At 31.2% G+C, this 14,947-nt stretch carries 18 protein-coding genes and 1 pseudogene; 8 read left to right on the forward strand and 11 right to left on the reverse strand.

The window, feature by feature from the left end; translation table 11 throughout:
- Nucleotides 1-585, forward strand: a 585-nt coding sequence (locus RMN92_RS14100) for an L-threonylcarbamoyladenylate synthase (RefSeq protein ID WP_309610079.1), incomplete at its 5' end; no start/stop codon positions are given.
- A 115-nt stretch (nucleotides 586-700) separates the two neighbouring features.
- Here RMN92_RS14100 and RMN92_RS14105 read toward each other — a convergent pair.
- The 3 genes from RMN92_RS14105 to RMN92_RS14115 all read right to left on the reverse strand — a co-directional run bounded on the left by RMN92_RS14105 (nucleotide 701) and on the right by RMN92_RS14115 (nucleotide 3,081).
- A complete protein-coding gene (locus RMN92_RS14105) occupies nucleotides 701-1,555 on the reverse strand; it encodes an OmpA family protein (RefSeq protein WP_309610080.1) in 855 nt (284 codons plus the stop codon).
- Nucleotides 1,556-1,635: 80 nt separating this feature from the next.
- Nucleotides 1,636-2,628, reverse strand: a complete 993-nt coding sequence (locus RMN92_RS14110; protein ID WP_309610081.1) for a glycosyltransferase family 2 protein — start codon at nucleotides 2,626-2,628, stop codon at nucleotides 1,636-1,638.
- Nucleotides 2,629-3,081 carry a type I restriction enzyme HsdR N-terminal domain-containing protein gene (locus RMN92_RS14115; protein WP_309610082.1) on the reverse strand — a complete coding sequence of 151 codons (453 nt, stop codon included), beginning with the start codon at nucleotides 3,079-3,081 and terminating at the stop codon, nucleotides 2,629-2,631. It abuts the gene before it with no gap.
- 55 nt (nucleotides 3,082-3,136) lie between these two features.
- On the opposite strand from RMN92_RS14115, the gene holA reads away from it, so the two are divergent.
- Entirely contained in the window at nucleotides 3,137-4,141 is a 1,005-nt protein-coding gene (gene holA, locus RMN92_RS14120; protein WP_309610083.1) for a DNA polymerase III subunit delta, read from the forward strand.
- Here holA and RMN92_RS14125 read toward each other — a convergent pair.
- The 6 genes from RMN92_RS14125 to RMN92_RS14150 are packed head-to-tail and all read right to left on the reverse strand — an operon-like array spanning nucleotide 4,134 to nucleotide 6,646.
- Nucleotides 4,134-4,508, reverse strand: coding sequence for a DoxX family protein (locus RMN92_RS14125; RefSeq protein WP_309610084.1), 375 nt, complete (start codon nucleotides 4,506-4,508; stop codon nucleotides 4,134-4,136). The genes holA and RMN92_RS14125 overlap by 8 nt on opposite strands.
- Before the next feature lie 7 nt (nucleotides 4,509-4,515).
- The gene (locus RMN92_RS14130) at nucleotides 4,516-4,893 is read right to left on the reverse strand and encodes a DUF1801 domain-containing protein (RefSeq protein WP_309610085.1); all 378 of its coding nucleotides are present in this window, start codon (nucleotides 4,891-4,893) and stop codon (nucleotides 4,516-4,518) included.
- A 12-nt stretch (nucleotides 4,894-4,905) separates the two neighbouring features.
- Complete coding sequence (locus RMN92_RS14135) at nucleotides 4,906-5,319, reverse strand: VOC family protein (protein ID WP_309610086.1); 414 nt, start codon at nucleotides 5,317-5,319, stop codon at nucleotides 4,906-4,908.
- A gap of 16 nt (nucleotides 5,320-5,335) precedes the next feature.
- Nucleotides 5,336-5,773, reverse strand: a complete 438-nt coding sequence (locus tag RMN92_RS14140; protein ID WP_309610087.1) for a VOC family protein — start codon at nucleotides 5,771-5,773, stop codon at nucleotides 5,336-5,338.
- A gap of 13 nt (nucleotides 5,774-5,786) precedes the next feature.
- Nucleotides 5,787-6,212: a VOC family protein gene (locus tag RMN92_RS14145; RefSeq protein ID WP_309610088.1), complete on the reverse strand. Its 426-nt coding sequence runs from the start codon at nucleotides 6,210-6,212 to the stop codon at nucleotides 5,787-5,789.
- Nucleotides 6,213-6,223: 11 nt separating this feature from the next.
- A complete protein-coding gene (locus tag RMN92_RS14150) occupies nucleotides 6,224-6,646 on the reverse strand; it encodes an SRPBCC family protein (protein WP_309610089.1) in 423 nt (140 codons plus the stop codon).
- A 148-nt stretch (nucleotides 6,647-6,794) separates the two neighbouring features.
- On the opposite strand from RMN92_RS14150, the gene RMN92_RS14155 reads away from it, so the two are divergent.
- From RMN92_RS14155 to RMN92_RS14180, 6 genes are all read left to right on the forward strand, one after another.
- On the forward strand, nucleotides 6,795-7,775 hold the full coding sequence (locus tag RMN92_RS14155; protein WP_309610090.1) for a helix-turn-helix domain-containing protein: 981 nt from the start codon (nucleotides 6,795-6,797) through the stop codon (nucleotides 7,773-7,775).
- A gap of 106 nt (nucleotides 7,776-7,881) precedes the next feature.
- Nucleotides 7,882-8,064, forward strand: a complete 183-nt coding sequence (locus RMN92_RS14160; RefSeq protein ID WP_309610091.1) for a CAL67264 family membrane protein — start codon at nucleotides 7,882-7,884, stop codon at nucleotides 8,062-8,064.
- Between the two features lie 46 nt (nucleotides 8,065-8,110).
- Entirely contained in the window at nucleotides 8,111-9,802 is a 1,692-nt protein-coding gene (gene ettA / locus RMN92_RS14165) for an energy-dependent translational throttle protein EttA (RefSeq protein ID WP_309610092.1), read from the forward strand.
- A gap of 122 nt (nucleotides 9,803-9,924) precedes the next feature.
- The gene (locus tag RMN92_RS14170) at nucleotides 9,925-10,407 is read left to right on the forward strand and encodes a histidine phosphatase family protein (protein ID WP_309610093.1); all 483 of its coding nucleotides are present in this window, start codon (nucleotides 9,925-9,927) and stop codon (nucleotides 10,405-10,407) included.
- 2 nt (nucleotides 10,408-10,409) lie between these two features.
- Nucleotides 10,410-12,503 carry a polyphosphate kinase 1 gene (gene ppk1 / locus RMN92_RS14175; protein ID WP_309610094.1) on the forward strand — a complete coding sequence of 698 codons (2,094 nt, stop codon included), beginning with the start codon at nucleotides 10,410-10,412 and terminating at the stop codon, nucleotides 12,501-12,503.
- Between the two features lie 45 nt (nucleotides 12,504-12,548).
- The gene (locus RMN92_RS14180) at nucleotides 12,549-13,439 is read left to right on the forward strand and encodes an exopolyphosphatase (RefSeq protein WP_309610095.1); all 891 of its coding nucleotides are present in this window, start codon (nucleotides 12,549-12,551) and stop codon (nucleotides 13,437-13,439) included.
- Between the two features lie 173 nt (nucleotides 13,440-13,612).
- Here RMN92_RS14180 and RMN92_RS14185 read toward each other — a convergent pair whose 3' ends face one another.
- Nucleotides 13,613-14,194 carry a DNA polymerase III subunit gamma/tau gene (locus tag RMN92_RS14185; protein WP_309610096.1) on the reverse strand — a complete coding sequence of 194 codons (582 nt, stop codon included), beginning with the start codon at nucleotides 14,192-14,194 and terminating at the stop codon, nucleotides 13,613-13,615.
- A 131-nt stretch (nucleotides 14,195-14,325) separates the two neighbouring features.
- A pseudogene (locus RMN92_RS14190) lies at nucleotides 14,326-14,947 on the reverse strand (DNA polymerase III subunit gamma/tau); the annotation flags it as partial.

Consider the following 14,947-nt stretch of genomic DNA (forward strand, 5'->3'; position numbering starts at 1 on the left):
AACGAAGGCGCTATTAAAAAAGTTGTTGAGGTCTTAAAAAATGGTGGATTAATTATTTACCCAACAGATACTGTTTATGGCTTGGGTTGCGATATAACCAATTCAAAAGCGTTGCAACGCATTGCTAAAATAAAAGGTATAAAATTGGAGAAAGCCAATTGGTCATTTGTTTGCTATGATTTAAGTAATATTTCAGATTATGTTAGACAAATTGACACCTCGACATTTAAGATCTTAAAACGCGCTTTACCAGGACCATACACTTTTATTTTGCCAGGAAATAATAGTTTACCAAAGGAATTTAAAAAGAAAACCACGGTAGGAATTCGTGTTCCTGACAATGCAATTGTATTAGAAATTGTAAAAATTTTGGGAAACCCAATAGTTTCAACTTCTATTCATGATGAAGATGAAGTTTTAGAATATTCTACAGATCCGGAACTCATTTTTGAAAAATGGCAAAACCTAGTGGACTTGGTTATAGATGGTGGTTATGGAGATAATATAGCATCTACAATTATTGATTTATCAGGTTTTGAACCTGTAGTAATCAGGGAAGGAAAAGGAAGTTTGGATATTTTGTAGATTTACTTTGAATAATTTTATATCAATAAAAATGACAAAAGTTTAAAAATTTTACTTTTTTAAACTTTTGCCATAATATTTTCTACTATTGACTTTTTGCTAAATATCAAAAATATTATTTAGAAGGTTTTTTCATTTCCTTTTCAATCATATCATAGAACTCATCAATTTTTGGTAAAACAACAATGCGTGTTCTTCGATTTTTAGATCTGTTTTCAGCACTATCATTTGCAGTTAAAGGAACATATTCACCTCTTCCTGCTGCAATAAGTTGCGATGGTCTTACGCCTAACTCCTTAGTTAAAACTCTAATTATGGCAGTAGAACGCTTCACACTTAAATCCCAATTGTCCAATAAAATAGCATTTCCAGTAAAAGGTACGTTATCAGTATGACCTTCAACCATACATTCAAATGTAGGTTTATCATTCACCACTTTTGCAACTTTGCCTAGAATTTCTTTGGCTCTTTCACTTACTATATAACTTCCACTTTTAAACATTAATTTATCTGCAATAGAAATAAATACTACTCCTTTTTCTACATTCACTTCAATGTCTGGATCAGAAATTCCAACAGAACTTTTTAAACTAGTAACCAAAGCTAGCGTTACAGAATCTTTTTTGGTTAAAGCATCTTGCATTCTAGAAATTTTCAAATCTTTTTCTTTGATTGTTTCCAATGCTTTTTCAATATTTTGGGCTCCTTTAGTTGACAATGTTGTCATATTCCCCATGTTATTTATCAAATCTGAATTGTTTTTTTTCAAATTATCATTTTGGTCTTTCAAACTTTCTAACGAAGCATTTAAACCTGATTTTTCTTCCAAACAAGAATTAAGTTTTACTGTAGCAGTATTCAATAGATCCTGAATTTCTTTATTTTTTGATTCTGATTCAAGAAATTTTTTCTTCGATACACACGAAGCAAAAAGTGTCAAAACAGACAAACACAATACAATCTTTTTCATAAAAAAACTTTTAATTTATACAAAATTAGGGTTTTAAAAGTTTAGAGTTAAATTTCTAACCTTAAACTAATGTTAAATAATTATTCAAAAACCTCGTCATTATTGACATAGTACTTATAAACGATACTTTTCAAATTGTAGTATCTTTTATATTGATGCAATTCTCTTTTTTTATAATTTGTTAAAAATAAGCAATAAAAAGAATAATGTGCGTTTAAAATGGCAAAAAAATGTCGAAATTTTCCTTTTAAAATAAATTGAAATCCCGCAAGACCATCCAAAACCATTCTCAATAGTAAAACACTAATAATTTTATTTGCTGGCAAATTTTTGACCAACATTAACAGTGAATTTCTAAAATTTAAAAATGTTTTTTTAGGATTTCCTTGTTCTAAAGTTGCACCTCCAACGTGATACACAACTGATTTTGAATTGTATTTTGTAACATAATTTTTATTAAAAGCACGCCAACACAAATCAATTTCTTCCTGGTGTGCAAAAAAATCAGCATCAAAACCATTCAATGTTCTAAAAACTTCTTTTCTAATAAAGAAGCAAGCACCAGAAGCCCAAAATATTTCTCGGTTATCATTATATTGCCCATGGTCTTTTTCGACAGTATCAAAAATTCTGCCTCTGCAAAACGGGTAACCATACTTATCAATAAAACCGCCTGCTGCGCCAGCATATTCAAAATATTCTTTGTTTTTAAAATCCAAAATTTTGGGTTGAATAATAGCTGTTTTTGGTTCATTATTAAAGGTATCGAATATTGGTTGCAACCAATTTTCTGTAACTTCAATATCCGAATTTACCAAGGCATAAATTTCTTCTTCTACAAATTGTAATGCTTCATTATAACCTTTGGCATAACCATAATTAGCTTTATTTTCAATGATATTTACAGTTGGAAAATTGGTTTTTACAAACAAAATTGAATCATCTGTCGAAGCATTATCAGCAACAAACACAATGGCTTCTTTGGAATATTGAATGATAGATGGCAAAAACTGTTCTAGTAATTTTTGTCCATTCCAATTTAGTATTACAACTGCAATTTTTTTTTCGAACATTTAGAATTTTGTTTGAAATTCGGGCAAATTTTCAAGAAATTGATACTTTTCGTTTTCAAAATCCATTTTACAAAAGTAGTGTTTCAATCCATTCGTTACCATTAAATATTCAGCTTTTAAAGTCAAATTGTAACGTGCGATTTGATCGAAAGTAGTTTGCGAAATTTTAATTTCAGGTGCTTTGCATTCTATTAATACCAAAATTGAACCATCATTATTAAAAACAACCACATCATATCGCTTGGTTAATCCGTTAATTTTCAGTGCTTTTTCTACATTTATTAACGATTTTGGATACTTTTTTTCTTCTAATAAAAATCGTACCACATTTTGCCTTACCCATTCTTCTGGTGTGAGTATCATAAATTTTTTCCTGATTTCATCAAAAATAGCCACTTTATTTTCACTATTTTTGAAACGGAAAACAAAATTCGGAAAATTGAGTTGTTGCATTTTACGAAAGTAATATCAAATAAACGAATAACCAAATAACCAAATCAACATTTTTGTGGATGAAATAGTTAAAATTGTCAATGATATAAAAGCGGGAAACATAAAACCTATTTATTTTTTAATGGGTGAAGAACCTTATTATATTGATAAATTATCAGATTATATCGAAGAAAATATTTTATCTGAAGAGGAGAAAGGTTTTAATCAAACCGTACTTTATGGTCGCGATGTAACTATTGAAGATATTATTGGAACGGCAAAACGTTATCCAATGATGGCAGAGCGTCAAGTTGTCATTGTCAAAGAAGCCCAAGATTTGACAAAAACCATTGATAAATTGGAAAGTTATACAGAGAATCCAATGCCTTCGACTGTTTTGGTTTTTTGTTACAAATACAAAGTTTTGGACAAGCGTAAAAAACTCGTAAAACTTTTGGCTAAAAACGGGTTGGTTTATGAAAGTAAAAAACTGTACGAAAATCAAATTAGTCTATGGATTAATAGAGTTTTGCAAGGAAAAGGATATACAATTGAACCCAAAGCAAATGCTATGCTGGTGGAGTTTTTGGGCAATGATTTGAGTAAAATAAACAACGAACTAGAAAAACTTCAAATTATTTTGCCTAAGGGAAGTATTATTTCTGCTAAACATATCGAAGAAAATATTGGTTTCAGCAAAGATTTTAATGTTTTTGAGTTACAAAATGCTTTGGGTTCAAAAAATCAATTCAAAGCTTATCAAATAGCACAATATTTTTCAGACAATCCTAAAGACAATCCTATGGTGGTAACTACCAGTTTGGTTTTTAGTTTTTTTATCAAGCTTTTAAAATACCACGGATTAAAAGATAGAAACCCAAATAATGTGGCGAAAGTTTTGGGCGTAAGTCCTTTTTTTCTCAAAGATTACGATCTGGCTTTGCGGAATTATCCAATGAAAAAAGTCAGTCAAATTGTAGCTACTATGCGCGATATCGATGTTAAAAGCAAAGGCGTTGGAGCCAATGCTTTGCCAAATCACGATTTATTGAAAGAAATGTTGGTTAAAATTTTTAATTAATAGTTGTATTTTTCATTTTGTGATAATTGATATATGAAACTATCAAAATCCCTAAAAAGAGTATTGGAAAAAAAGTTTGAAAGTTTATTCCATCAACAAAACCGTGACTAATACTTGCGAAAATAAAATCGAAAGCAAAACCTGCATAAGCCCATTCTTTAATTCGGCTTGGCACTTTTGGAATCATTAATACTAAAACACCTAAAATTTTAAAAATAACTAGAACATTTCCAAAATATTCAGGATATCCTAAATGTTTAATACCTTCCTTAGCCAATTCTGTTTGCGAAGTAGTTGCTGGAAGCACTCCTTCAAATAAAAAAATAATGGTTGTGGTAACCCAAAATAAAATTTTTGTTGTTTTCATAATAATACTATTTGATGGTTATTTTTTCTAAATTTTCTTGAACTCTAAAAAGTACAATTTTTGTAATTAGATCTAATGGCAATAATTTGTCTAGTGGAAACTGAACCGATCCTTTGCCTTGTTTGTAAGAGTTGAGTTCCTTTTTAAATGCTAGATTTCCTGATGGCAAAGCATAAAAACCAATATGATTTTTAAATCCACCAAAATGTACTAAAATTCCATTTTGCTTAAAAGTTGGCAATCCGTAACTAATAGTTTCTTCTGCTTTAGGAGCGGCTTTTTGAATTGTTCTACGCAATATTTCCAGATGTGCTTTTGTATTTTCTGGTTGAGATGCAATGTATGAATCAATATTTTTTGATTGTGTAACATCAGTTTTATCCATAATTTTAATTTTTTAGTTGCTATTTCTATCAAAATTTAAAATCCAATTGTTATCAAATTTATCAGTTAGATCACCAAATAAAGCATTCCAAAAAGTTGTTTCAAGATTGTGTTTTATAGTTCCGTATTCGGATAATTTGTCAAAAATAGTTCTAATTTCTTCTTCACTACTGCAATTGAGCATCAATGAAACGTTATTGCCTTTTATAAGTTCTGTTTCTGGTGTCATATCTGAACTCATAATAACAAAACCTCTGCTAATTAATGTTGAATGTAAAATGCAGTCTTTCATTTGAGTTGGCATTTTATCTGATAATGGAGATTCTCCAATGGTTTGAAAAGTGAGTTCACCACCTAAACAATGTTGGTAAAATGTCATTGCTTCTCGGCAGTTGCCGTTAAAGGTAAGATATGAATTTATTTGCATTTTTTTCTTTCTTAGGTTATAGTTGACCTCTATAATTTGGGTCGAAGTCAACAATCCATTCAATACCATATTTATCTCTAAACATTCCAAAATACGAACCCCACGGGCTATCGGCAATAGGAAATTCTATTTGCCCACCTTCCGAAAGTCCGTTAAACAGTTTGTCGGCTTCTTTTTTGCTTTCTGCACTAATGGATATTTTAGATCTGTTTTCATTTTCATTTGTACGCCCCATACTTTCGGGAACATCATTTGCCATTAAAACATTTTTACCAATAGGCAAGGCAATGTGCATTATTTTATTTGCTTCTTTTTCTGCCACTGGAAATTCAGTACTTGCAATGTCTTTGAAACGCATAATATTTGCAAATTCTCCGCCAAAAACTGATTTGTAAAATGTAAAAGCTTCTTCGGCATTGCCGTTGAAGTTAATGTGTGGATTGATAAGTGCCATAATTTTTATTTTTTTAAGCGTTAATTAATTTTTCAATATCAAACTTTTTCATTTGCATAAAAGCAGTAACTACTTTTTCACTTTTTTTAGGATCAGCCATTAATTGGCTTAGTATTTTTGGAACAACCTGCCACGAAACACCAAACTGATCTTTACACCAACCACATTGACTTTCGGAACCTCCATTTGAAATTAAATGGTTCCAATAATGGTCTATTTCCTGTTGTGTTTCACACTCAATGGTAAAAGAAACTGCTTCGTTAAATTTAAAATTTGAACCACCGTTTAAGCCCATAAACTGATAACCATTCAATTCCCATTTGACTACCAATGGGTTTTCTTCTGTGATTTTTGAGTTTTTAAATATAGAACAGTAAAATTCTGCTGCTGCTTTGGCTTGTCCATCAAACCATAAGCAAGGATAAATTTGATTGGTCATAATTTTGCCTATTAATTGGTTTCTGTATAATTCTTAAACGAATTTAAAATGGCTTGCCATCCGTTTTGTTGAAGTTCGGTTGAATTTTGATTTTCTGCTTCAAAAACAACATCAATTATTGTTGAGTCATTTACGCTCGTAAAAGCAATTTTTGCCTTTCTTCCATCATTCAAAGTGTAAGCAATTAATTCATTTGTTTTAACTTCATCATATAAACCTTCAAAGTCAAATCCAAAACTTCCGTCTTTAGCTTCCATTCTAGAAAGAAATTTTCCGCCAACTTTCAAATCATTTTCTGATTTTGTTGTGTGCCAATCTTCAGATGCTGTGTTCCAATTAAGGATGTGTTTAGGTTCAGTATAATATTTCCAAACTTTTACTACTGATGCATTTACTGTAACTTCTACATCGATGCTTTTTTTTATTGTTTCCATTTCTATTTTTTAAGATTACTAATTAATAAATAAAATACATTACAAACTTACCATCAATTTTATTAACTCACACATTGCGATTACGACTATTTAAAGGGTTGTTTGCGACACTATCATTTTGTATATTTGTGCTGTAAATTAAACACATATGAAAAACGTATCTATTTTAGTTCCTGAAACTGCAGTAATTGAAGCCATTGCAGATCCAAATTATATGTTTAAAGCAGTCAATCAGTTTTTATTAGCTTCTGGTCGACCTGTTTTATTTGATGTAAAAACCGTTGGTCTGACAAATGATGTAAAGTTGGATAATAGTTTGTTTACCGTTCATACTGATAAATTAATTGATGAAGTAAAACAAACGGATTTAGTCATCATTCCAGCTCTGAGTGGCGATTTGTCGAAAGCCATTGACATGAATAAAGACTTTATTCCTTGGATTATTAATCAATACAAAAATGGGGCAGAGATTGCTTCGCTTTGTATTGGTTCTTTTTTACTTGCTTCCACTGGATTGCTTGACGGTAAAAAATGTTCATCGCATTGGAATTCAGCCAACGAATTTCGAGCAATGTTTCCTAATGTTGAATTGGTTGATGGAGCCATTATTACCGAAGAACAAGGCATTTATTCAAGCGGTGGAGCAAACTCGTATTGGAGTTTACTTTTATATTTGGTTGAAAAATATACCGATAGAGATACCGCAATCTTGGCTTCAAAATTTTTTGCCGTAGATATTGATCGTGATAGTCAAGCTGCATTTATGATGTTTCAAGGTCAGAAAGACCATAATGATGTCGAAATATTAAAAGCCCAACATTTTATTGAAGACAACATTCAAGAAAAAATCACGGTCTATGAATTGGCAAATCTAACGGCGCTTGGAAGAAGAAGTTTAGAAAGAAGATTTAAAAAAGCAACTAACAATTCAATTGTAGAATATATCCAACGTGTAAAAATTGAAGCTGCCAAACGCAGTTTTGAAAGTAGCAGAAAAAATATTACCGAAGTTATGTATGATGTAGGTTATACTGACACCAAAGCTTTTCGAGATGTTTTTAAAAAAGTCACTGGATTAACTCCTATTGAGTATCGAAATAAGTATAATAAACAAAATAGTATTGCTTAGCTATAAATGTAATTTATATCACAAAAATTTATACTAACGTTTTTATAGAAACCATTTTTAATTTCTTTATAAATTACCGATATTTGCAAACTATAAATGCAAAACAATGGGAACAAATAAAAATACAATATTAGGTTGGGCAACTTTAATTATGATAATTATGGGATTCACATTAATAGGAATGGGTGCTTTTAAGTATGATGATGTTGCAGGTTGGGGATTTGTAGCAGTAGGAATTGGTTTTCTTGCCAATGCTTGGGTTTTCAGTTCCCTGAAAGGCAGATTGTAAAATTATATTCTTTTCTTTATTCTAAAATCTAAAATCAATTATCTAAATGTCAGACGATAAAAAAGTAATATTCTCAATGCAAAAATTGAGTAAAACGTATCAAGGTGCAGACAAACCTGTTCTTAAAAATATCTATTTGAGTTTCTTTTACGGAGCAAAAATTGGAATTTTAGGTTTAAATGGTTCCGGAAAATCATCTTTATTAAAAATTATTGCAGGCGTAGATAAAAATTACCAAGGAGATGTGGTTTTTCAACCTGGCTACACCGTGGGTTATTTAGAACAAGAACCTATTTTGGATGATAGCAAAACGGTTATCGAAATTGTAAAAGAAGGCGTTGCCGAAACCATGGCAGTTTTGGATGAGTTCAACAAAATCAATGATATGTTTGGCTTGCCAGAATATTATGAAGATGCAGACAAAATGGACAAATTGATGGACCGTCAAGCAGCTTTGCAAGATAAAATCGATGCACTTGGCGCTTGGGAAATCGATACTAAACTCGAAATTGCCATGGATGCATTACGCACTCCAGAAGCAGATACGCCTATCAAAAATCTTTCAGGTGGAGAGCGTCGTCGCGTAGCTTTGTGCCGATTATTATTGCAACAACCAGACGTTTTGTTGCTCGATGAACCAACCAATCACTTAGATGCGGAATCGGTTCTTTGGTTAGAACAACACTTGGCTCAATATGCTGGAACTGTAATTGCAGTAACGCACGATAGATATTTCTTGGATAATGTGGCTGGTTGGATTTTGGAATTGGATAGAGGAGAAGGCATTCCGTGGAAAGGAAATTATTCTTCTTGGCTTGACCAAAAATCGAGTAGAATGGCACTCGAAGAAAAAGTAGCTTCCAAACGCAGAAAAAATTTGGAGCGCGAATTGGATTGGGTTCGTCAAGGAGCAAAAGGCCGTCAAACCAAGCAAAAAGCACGTTTGCAGAACTATGATAAATTGTTAAACGAAGATCAAAAACAACTTGATGAAAATCTAGAAATATACATTCCAAACGGACCACGTTTGGGAACCAATGTGATTGAAGCCAAAAATGTTGCCAAAGCTTTTGGTGATAAATTGTTGTATGATAATTTAAATTTCACTCTGCCACAAGCAGGAATTGTTGGTATTATTGGACCAAATGGTGCTGGTAAATCGACCATTTTCAGAATGATAATGGGTGAACAAGAAACAGATTCGGGTGAGTTTTCTGTGGGAGAAACTGTTAAAATTGCTTATGTAGATCAATCGCATTCCAACATCAATCCTGATAAATCCATTTGGGAAAATTTTGCAGATGGTCAAGAATTAATAATGATGGGCGGACGACAAGTTAATTCTCGTGCTTATCTGTCTCGTTTTAATTTTGGTGGTGGCGAACAAAACAAAAAAGTATCGACACTTTCTGGTGGAGAACGCAACCGTTTGCACCTTGCGATGACTTTGAAAGAAGAAGGAAACGTACTTTTGTTAGACGAACCAACCAATGATTTAGATGTTAACACACTTCGTGCACTTGAAGAAGGTCTAGAAAACTTTGCTGGTTGTGTCGTTGTTATTTCGCATGATAGGTGGTTTTTAGATAGAATTTGTACCCATATTTTAGCTTTTGAAGGCGATTCTGAAGTATATTATTTTGAAGGTGGATTTTCTGAATATGAAGAGAATAAAAAGAAACGTTTGGGTGGCGATTTGACTCCAAAACGATTGAAATACAAAAAATTAATTCGATAAAAGAATTAAAAATGGTTTAAACAAAGTCCACAGAGAGTATAAACCTTTGTGGACTTTGTGGTTTTAGTCCATGAGCTTTGCGATTAGAAATAAATTCATTAAATTTAGAGAAAGATTAAAAAATGAAATCATTAATTTTAGTACGTCATGCCAAATCAAGCTGGAACTTACCGGTTCAAGACAAGGATCGAGAACTAATTTCTATTGGTATTGAAAGTATCAAAAAAGTAGCCAAAAAAGCCATTGCATTACTTCCTAAAGAATTCACTATTTGGAGTAGTACAGCCAAACGAGCTTCCCAAACAGCTTACTTGTTTTGTGAAAATGCTGGCATTGAAAAAAATAAAATTAATTTCAATGATAGTTTGTATACTTTCGATGATAGTTCTTTAGAAAAAAGCATTAAAAAATGTGACAATAATATTGAGAATTTAATAGTTTTTGGTCACAACGCAGCAATAACTGATTTTGTCAATAAATTTGGTGATAAATTAATATTCAATGTACCAACATCGGGATTTGTATTTATTAAATTTGAGCAAAATAATTGGGCTGATATTCAAAACGGAAAAACTTTACACACTATATTTCCAAAAGAAATTTAATAATGGCGGTTACAGAAAACAGATATATTGACAGAGAAAAAAGCTGGTTGGCTTTTAATTTTAGAGTGTTGCAAGAAGCAGCAGATGAGAGAGTTCCTCTGCTGGATAGAATGCGATTTTTAGGTATTTTTTCCAATAATTTGGATGAGTTTTTCAGGGTTCGCTACGCAGCAATTAGGCGTTTAAGTATTTCAGGCGAAGCAAGCGAAAAATTATTAGGAGGCGTTTCTGCACAAAAATTATTAAAAGAAATTACAGAAATTGTAATTGAACAGCAGTCTGAAAGTCTACGAATATTGAATGTTATTGAAAAACAGCTTGAGGATCAGAATATTTTTATGATAAATGAAAATGAAATTCCAGCATCACAAGAACACTTTGTCAAAGATTTTTTTATACAAAAAGTAAGTCCCGAATTGGTCACCATTATTTTGAACGATTTGGCTGAATTTCCACTTTTGAAAGATACTTTTGGCTATTTAGCTATAAAATTAGTAATTAAATCAAAGGATAAATTATCATTACTCGACAAATTAAAATTTAAAAAAGACATTCGTTACGCTGTTATTGAAATCCCAAAAAACATCAATCGTTTTGTGGTTTTACCGTCAATTAATGACAAGCAACATATAATACTTCTTGATGATTTGATTAGATATAATTTGCATAATATTTTCAATATTTTTGATTACGAAAGCATTTCTGCTCACATGATAAAAATTACTCGAGATGCACAACTTGATTTAGATAGCGATTTGAACAAAAGCTTTTTAGAGAAAGTTTCCTCAAGTGTAAAGGACAGAAGAATTGGTGAACCTGTGCGTTTTATTTATGACCAGAATATTGATAAAGATACTCTTAAATTCTTTTTGAGTAATATGGGAATCGACTCAAAAGAAAGTATAATTCCAGGTGGCAAATATCATAATCGTCGTGATTATATGGATTTCCCCAACTTAGGAAGATACGATTTGTTGTATAAAAATAATGCACCATTACCACTTAAAAATTTGAGTTTGGAAGGAAGCATGCTCAAGAAAATCGAGTTGAAAGATTATTTGGTCAATGCTCCTTATCAATCCTATTCTTATATTATTAAATTTTTACGTGAAGCTGCATTAGATCCAAATGTTTCGACTATAAAAATCACATTATACAGACTGGCTAAAAATTCTCAAATTGTAAGTTCTTTAATCAGCGCTGCAAAAAATGGCAAAAAAGTAATTGTTCAAATTGAATTACAAGCTCGTTTTGACGAAGCCAGTAATATTTCTTATGCAGAACAAATGCAAACCGAAGGAATAACACTCATATTTGGGGTAAAAGGATTAAAAGTACATAGCAAAATTTGTTTAGTCGAAAGAATTGAAGATGGTAAATTGAAGCGATATGGTATTATTTCCACAGGAAATTTTAACGAATCTACAGCAAAAATATATACCGATGTTTCACTTTTTACAGCACACCAAGAAATATTAAAGGATATTTCTAAAGTTTTTGACTTTTTTATGGTTAACTATAGAATACACCGTTACAGACACTTAGTAGTTTCACCACATTATACAAGAACGCGGTTTTATAAATTGATTGACAAGGAAATTTTACATGCCAATTTAGGCAAACCAGCTTATATAAAGCTGAAAATGAATAGTTTATCCGATATAAAAATAATCGATAAATTATATGAAGCAAGTAGAGCAGGGGTGAAAATACAATTAATAATAAGAGGTATTTGTTCGCTTATTCCAAACACAAAAGGAATGAGCGAAAACATTGAAGCTATTTCTATTGTAGATAATTATTTGGAACATTCAAGAGTTTATATTTTTGGAAACAATAATAATCCGGAAGTTTTTATATCTTCTGCAGATTTAATGACAAGAAATATAGATGCTAGAGTCGAAGTTACGTGTCCAATTTATGATGAAGATATTAAAAATGAATTGATAGAAACTTTCGACATTGGTTGGAAAGGAAATGTAAAAGCCCGTTTTCACTCAGAAAAATTGGATAATAAATATAGATTGCGAGGAGATAATCCAATATTTAGAGCACAATTTGAAACCTACAAATATTACGAAGAAAAACTAAAATAGATATTTTAAATTTAATATCTGAAATCTAATATCTAAAGTAAAAAAATGATTTCAATAAAAAAATATGCTGCTATAGATATTGGTTCAAACGCCATGCGATTGTTAATCACAAATGTAGTAGAACAAGAAGGAAAAGAAACCCAGTTTAATAAAAACGAATTAATTCGAGTACCAATACGTTTGGGACAAGATGCATTTACAGTTGGTGAAATAACTGAAGAGAATATCGATCGGATGATTGATGCCATGAAAGCATTTAAATTATTGATGAAAGTATATAAAGTAGAAAAGTATATGGCTTGTGCTACATCTGCTATGCGTGAGGCATATAACGGAAAAGAAATTGCAGAAATAATAAAGAAAAAGGCCGATATTAAAATTGATATTATCGATGGAAAAAAAGAAGCACTTATTATTGCAACATCAGATTTAAGTCAATTTTTAAATACTGATGAAACCTATTTGTATGTAGATGTTGGTGGTGGAAGCACAGAATTTTCATTATTTTCTGATAGTAAAATGGTGGCTTCAAAATCATTTAAAAATGGTACTGTAAGACTTTTAAATGAAATGGTAAATGATATTGTTTGGCAAGAAATTGAAAAATGGATTAGAATAATTACAGAACCATACGAAAAAATCACTTTGATTGGTTCTGGTGGAAATATCAATAAAATATTCAAACTTTCAGGAAAAATGCAAGACAAACCATTGTCATACATGTATTTAAACAACCAATATCAGTATTTAAATTCATTAACTTATGAACAGCGAATAGCAGAATTAGCATTAAATACAGACAGAGCAGATGTTATTATTCCAGCTTTAAGCATTTATTTGAAAGCCATGAAATGGAGTGGAGCCAATAAAATTTATGTTCCAAAAATTGGATTGGCTGACGGAATAGTGAAGGCAATGTATTATGGGAAAATTTAGTTTTTTTTAAAGAGTTTCAAAGTTGTAAAGTTTCAAAATTTCAAAGCAAAATATATTTTAGTTTTAAAATCCTTTGCAACTTTACTACTTTATGCCATTACAACTTTTAATTTTCTAACTCTGAAGCTTTGAAACTTTCTAACTCTGAAACTCTGAAACTTTGCAACTCCTCACTACAAATCCAAATCAAAAGTTTTCCTTAATAATTCCAAAGCAGGATTCAAACCTTTCAATCTTTCATATTTTTCCTGAACTGTAAAAGCTTTTTTAAGTTCAATTTTTTCATTTATGATTATATCTATTGTAACGTTATGATTGTGAAGTTTACCACGCAAATAGCCTAATAAATCATGCTTTTCGCCTTCAAAATCTATTTTTGAACTTTCATTTGGCAGTTCATGAATAATTGTTGTACCATCCAATTTAGGATCGTTAAGCAATAACAACGATTCTAAAATTTTATAACCTTTATCTCCCAATCTATTGGCATATTTTATCCATTGTTCCAGCATTTGAGTTTCTGTAAATGGCTCGATTGGCAGTTCATCATGTAGCTTTTCTTGTGGTTTGAGTTGTGCTTCTAATTCTTTTTTGGCACGAATACTCGACATGGACAAGGCTGAAACTTTATGATTTAAGATTTCTGATTTTGGATTAACGATTTTTGATGTATTCAAATCATTAACTTCTTCGGTTTTTGAATTTGAAATTTCGACATTATTATTTATTTGGGATTTGTCTCTTGGCACTTCCACTTCGACTGCACTCAGTGTGACATTACCTGAACTATTTAAAACTTCAACATTTGATTTTTGATTTTTGAAATTGTCACTGATATTTTTTTCAACAATCGAATAATCACTTTTTCTAAAATAAGTTGCTGGAATTATATAGGATTCAACTTTTTTTTTTCTCCATCATAAGTGATGGAGGCCAATTGCATCAAGCAAAGTTCAACTAAAAGTCGCTGGTTTTGAGAAACTTTAAATTTTAAATCACAATCATTGCTCAACTCGATTCCTTTAAGTAAAAAATCTTGTAAAGCTTTTTGAGATTGTATGGCATATAATTTTTGCGCTTGCTCGCCAACTTCCAATAACGACAATGTGGCTGGCGTTTTAGAAACCAATAAATCTCTAAAATGAGATCCTAAACCTGCAATAAAATGGTGTCCGTCGAAACCTTTTGCTAAAATTTCATTATATGCCAATAGCAAATCTGGAATTTTATTTTCTAGAATTAAGTCTGTTACATTTATATACGTTTCATAATCTAAAACGTTTAAGTTTTCTGTTACCGCTTGGCGTGTCAAATTATTTCCACAGTAGGAAACTACCCTATCAAAAATTGACAACGCATCACGCATGGCACCATCCGCTTTTTGAGCTATAATATGCAATGCATCATCTTCAAAAACTACACCTTGGCTTGTGGCTACTTCTGCCAAATGTTCTTTGGCATCTTTAACTGTAATTCGCTTGAAATCAAAAATTTGACAACGAGACAAT

The organism is Flavobacterium sp. (assembly GCF_031363805.1).
Classification (GTDB): Bacteria; Bacteroidota; Bacteroidia; order Flavobacteriales; family Flavobacteriaceae; genus Flavobacterium.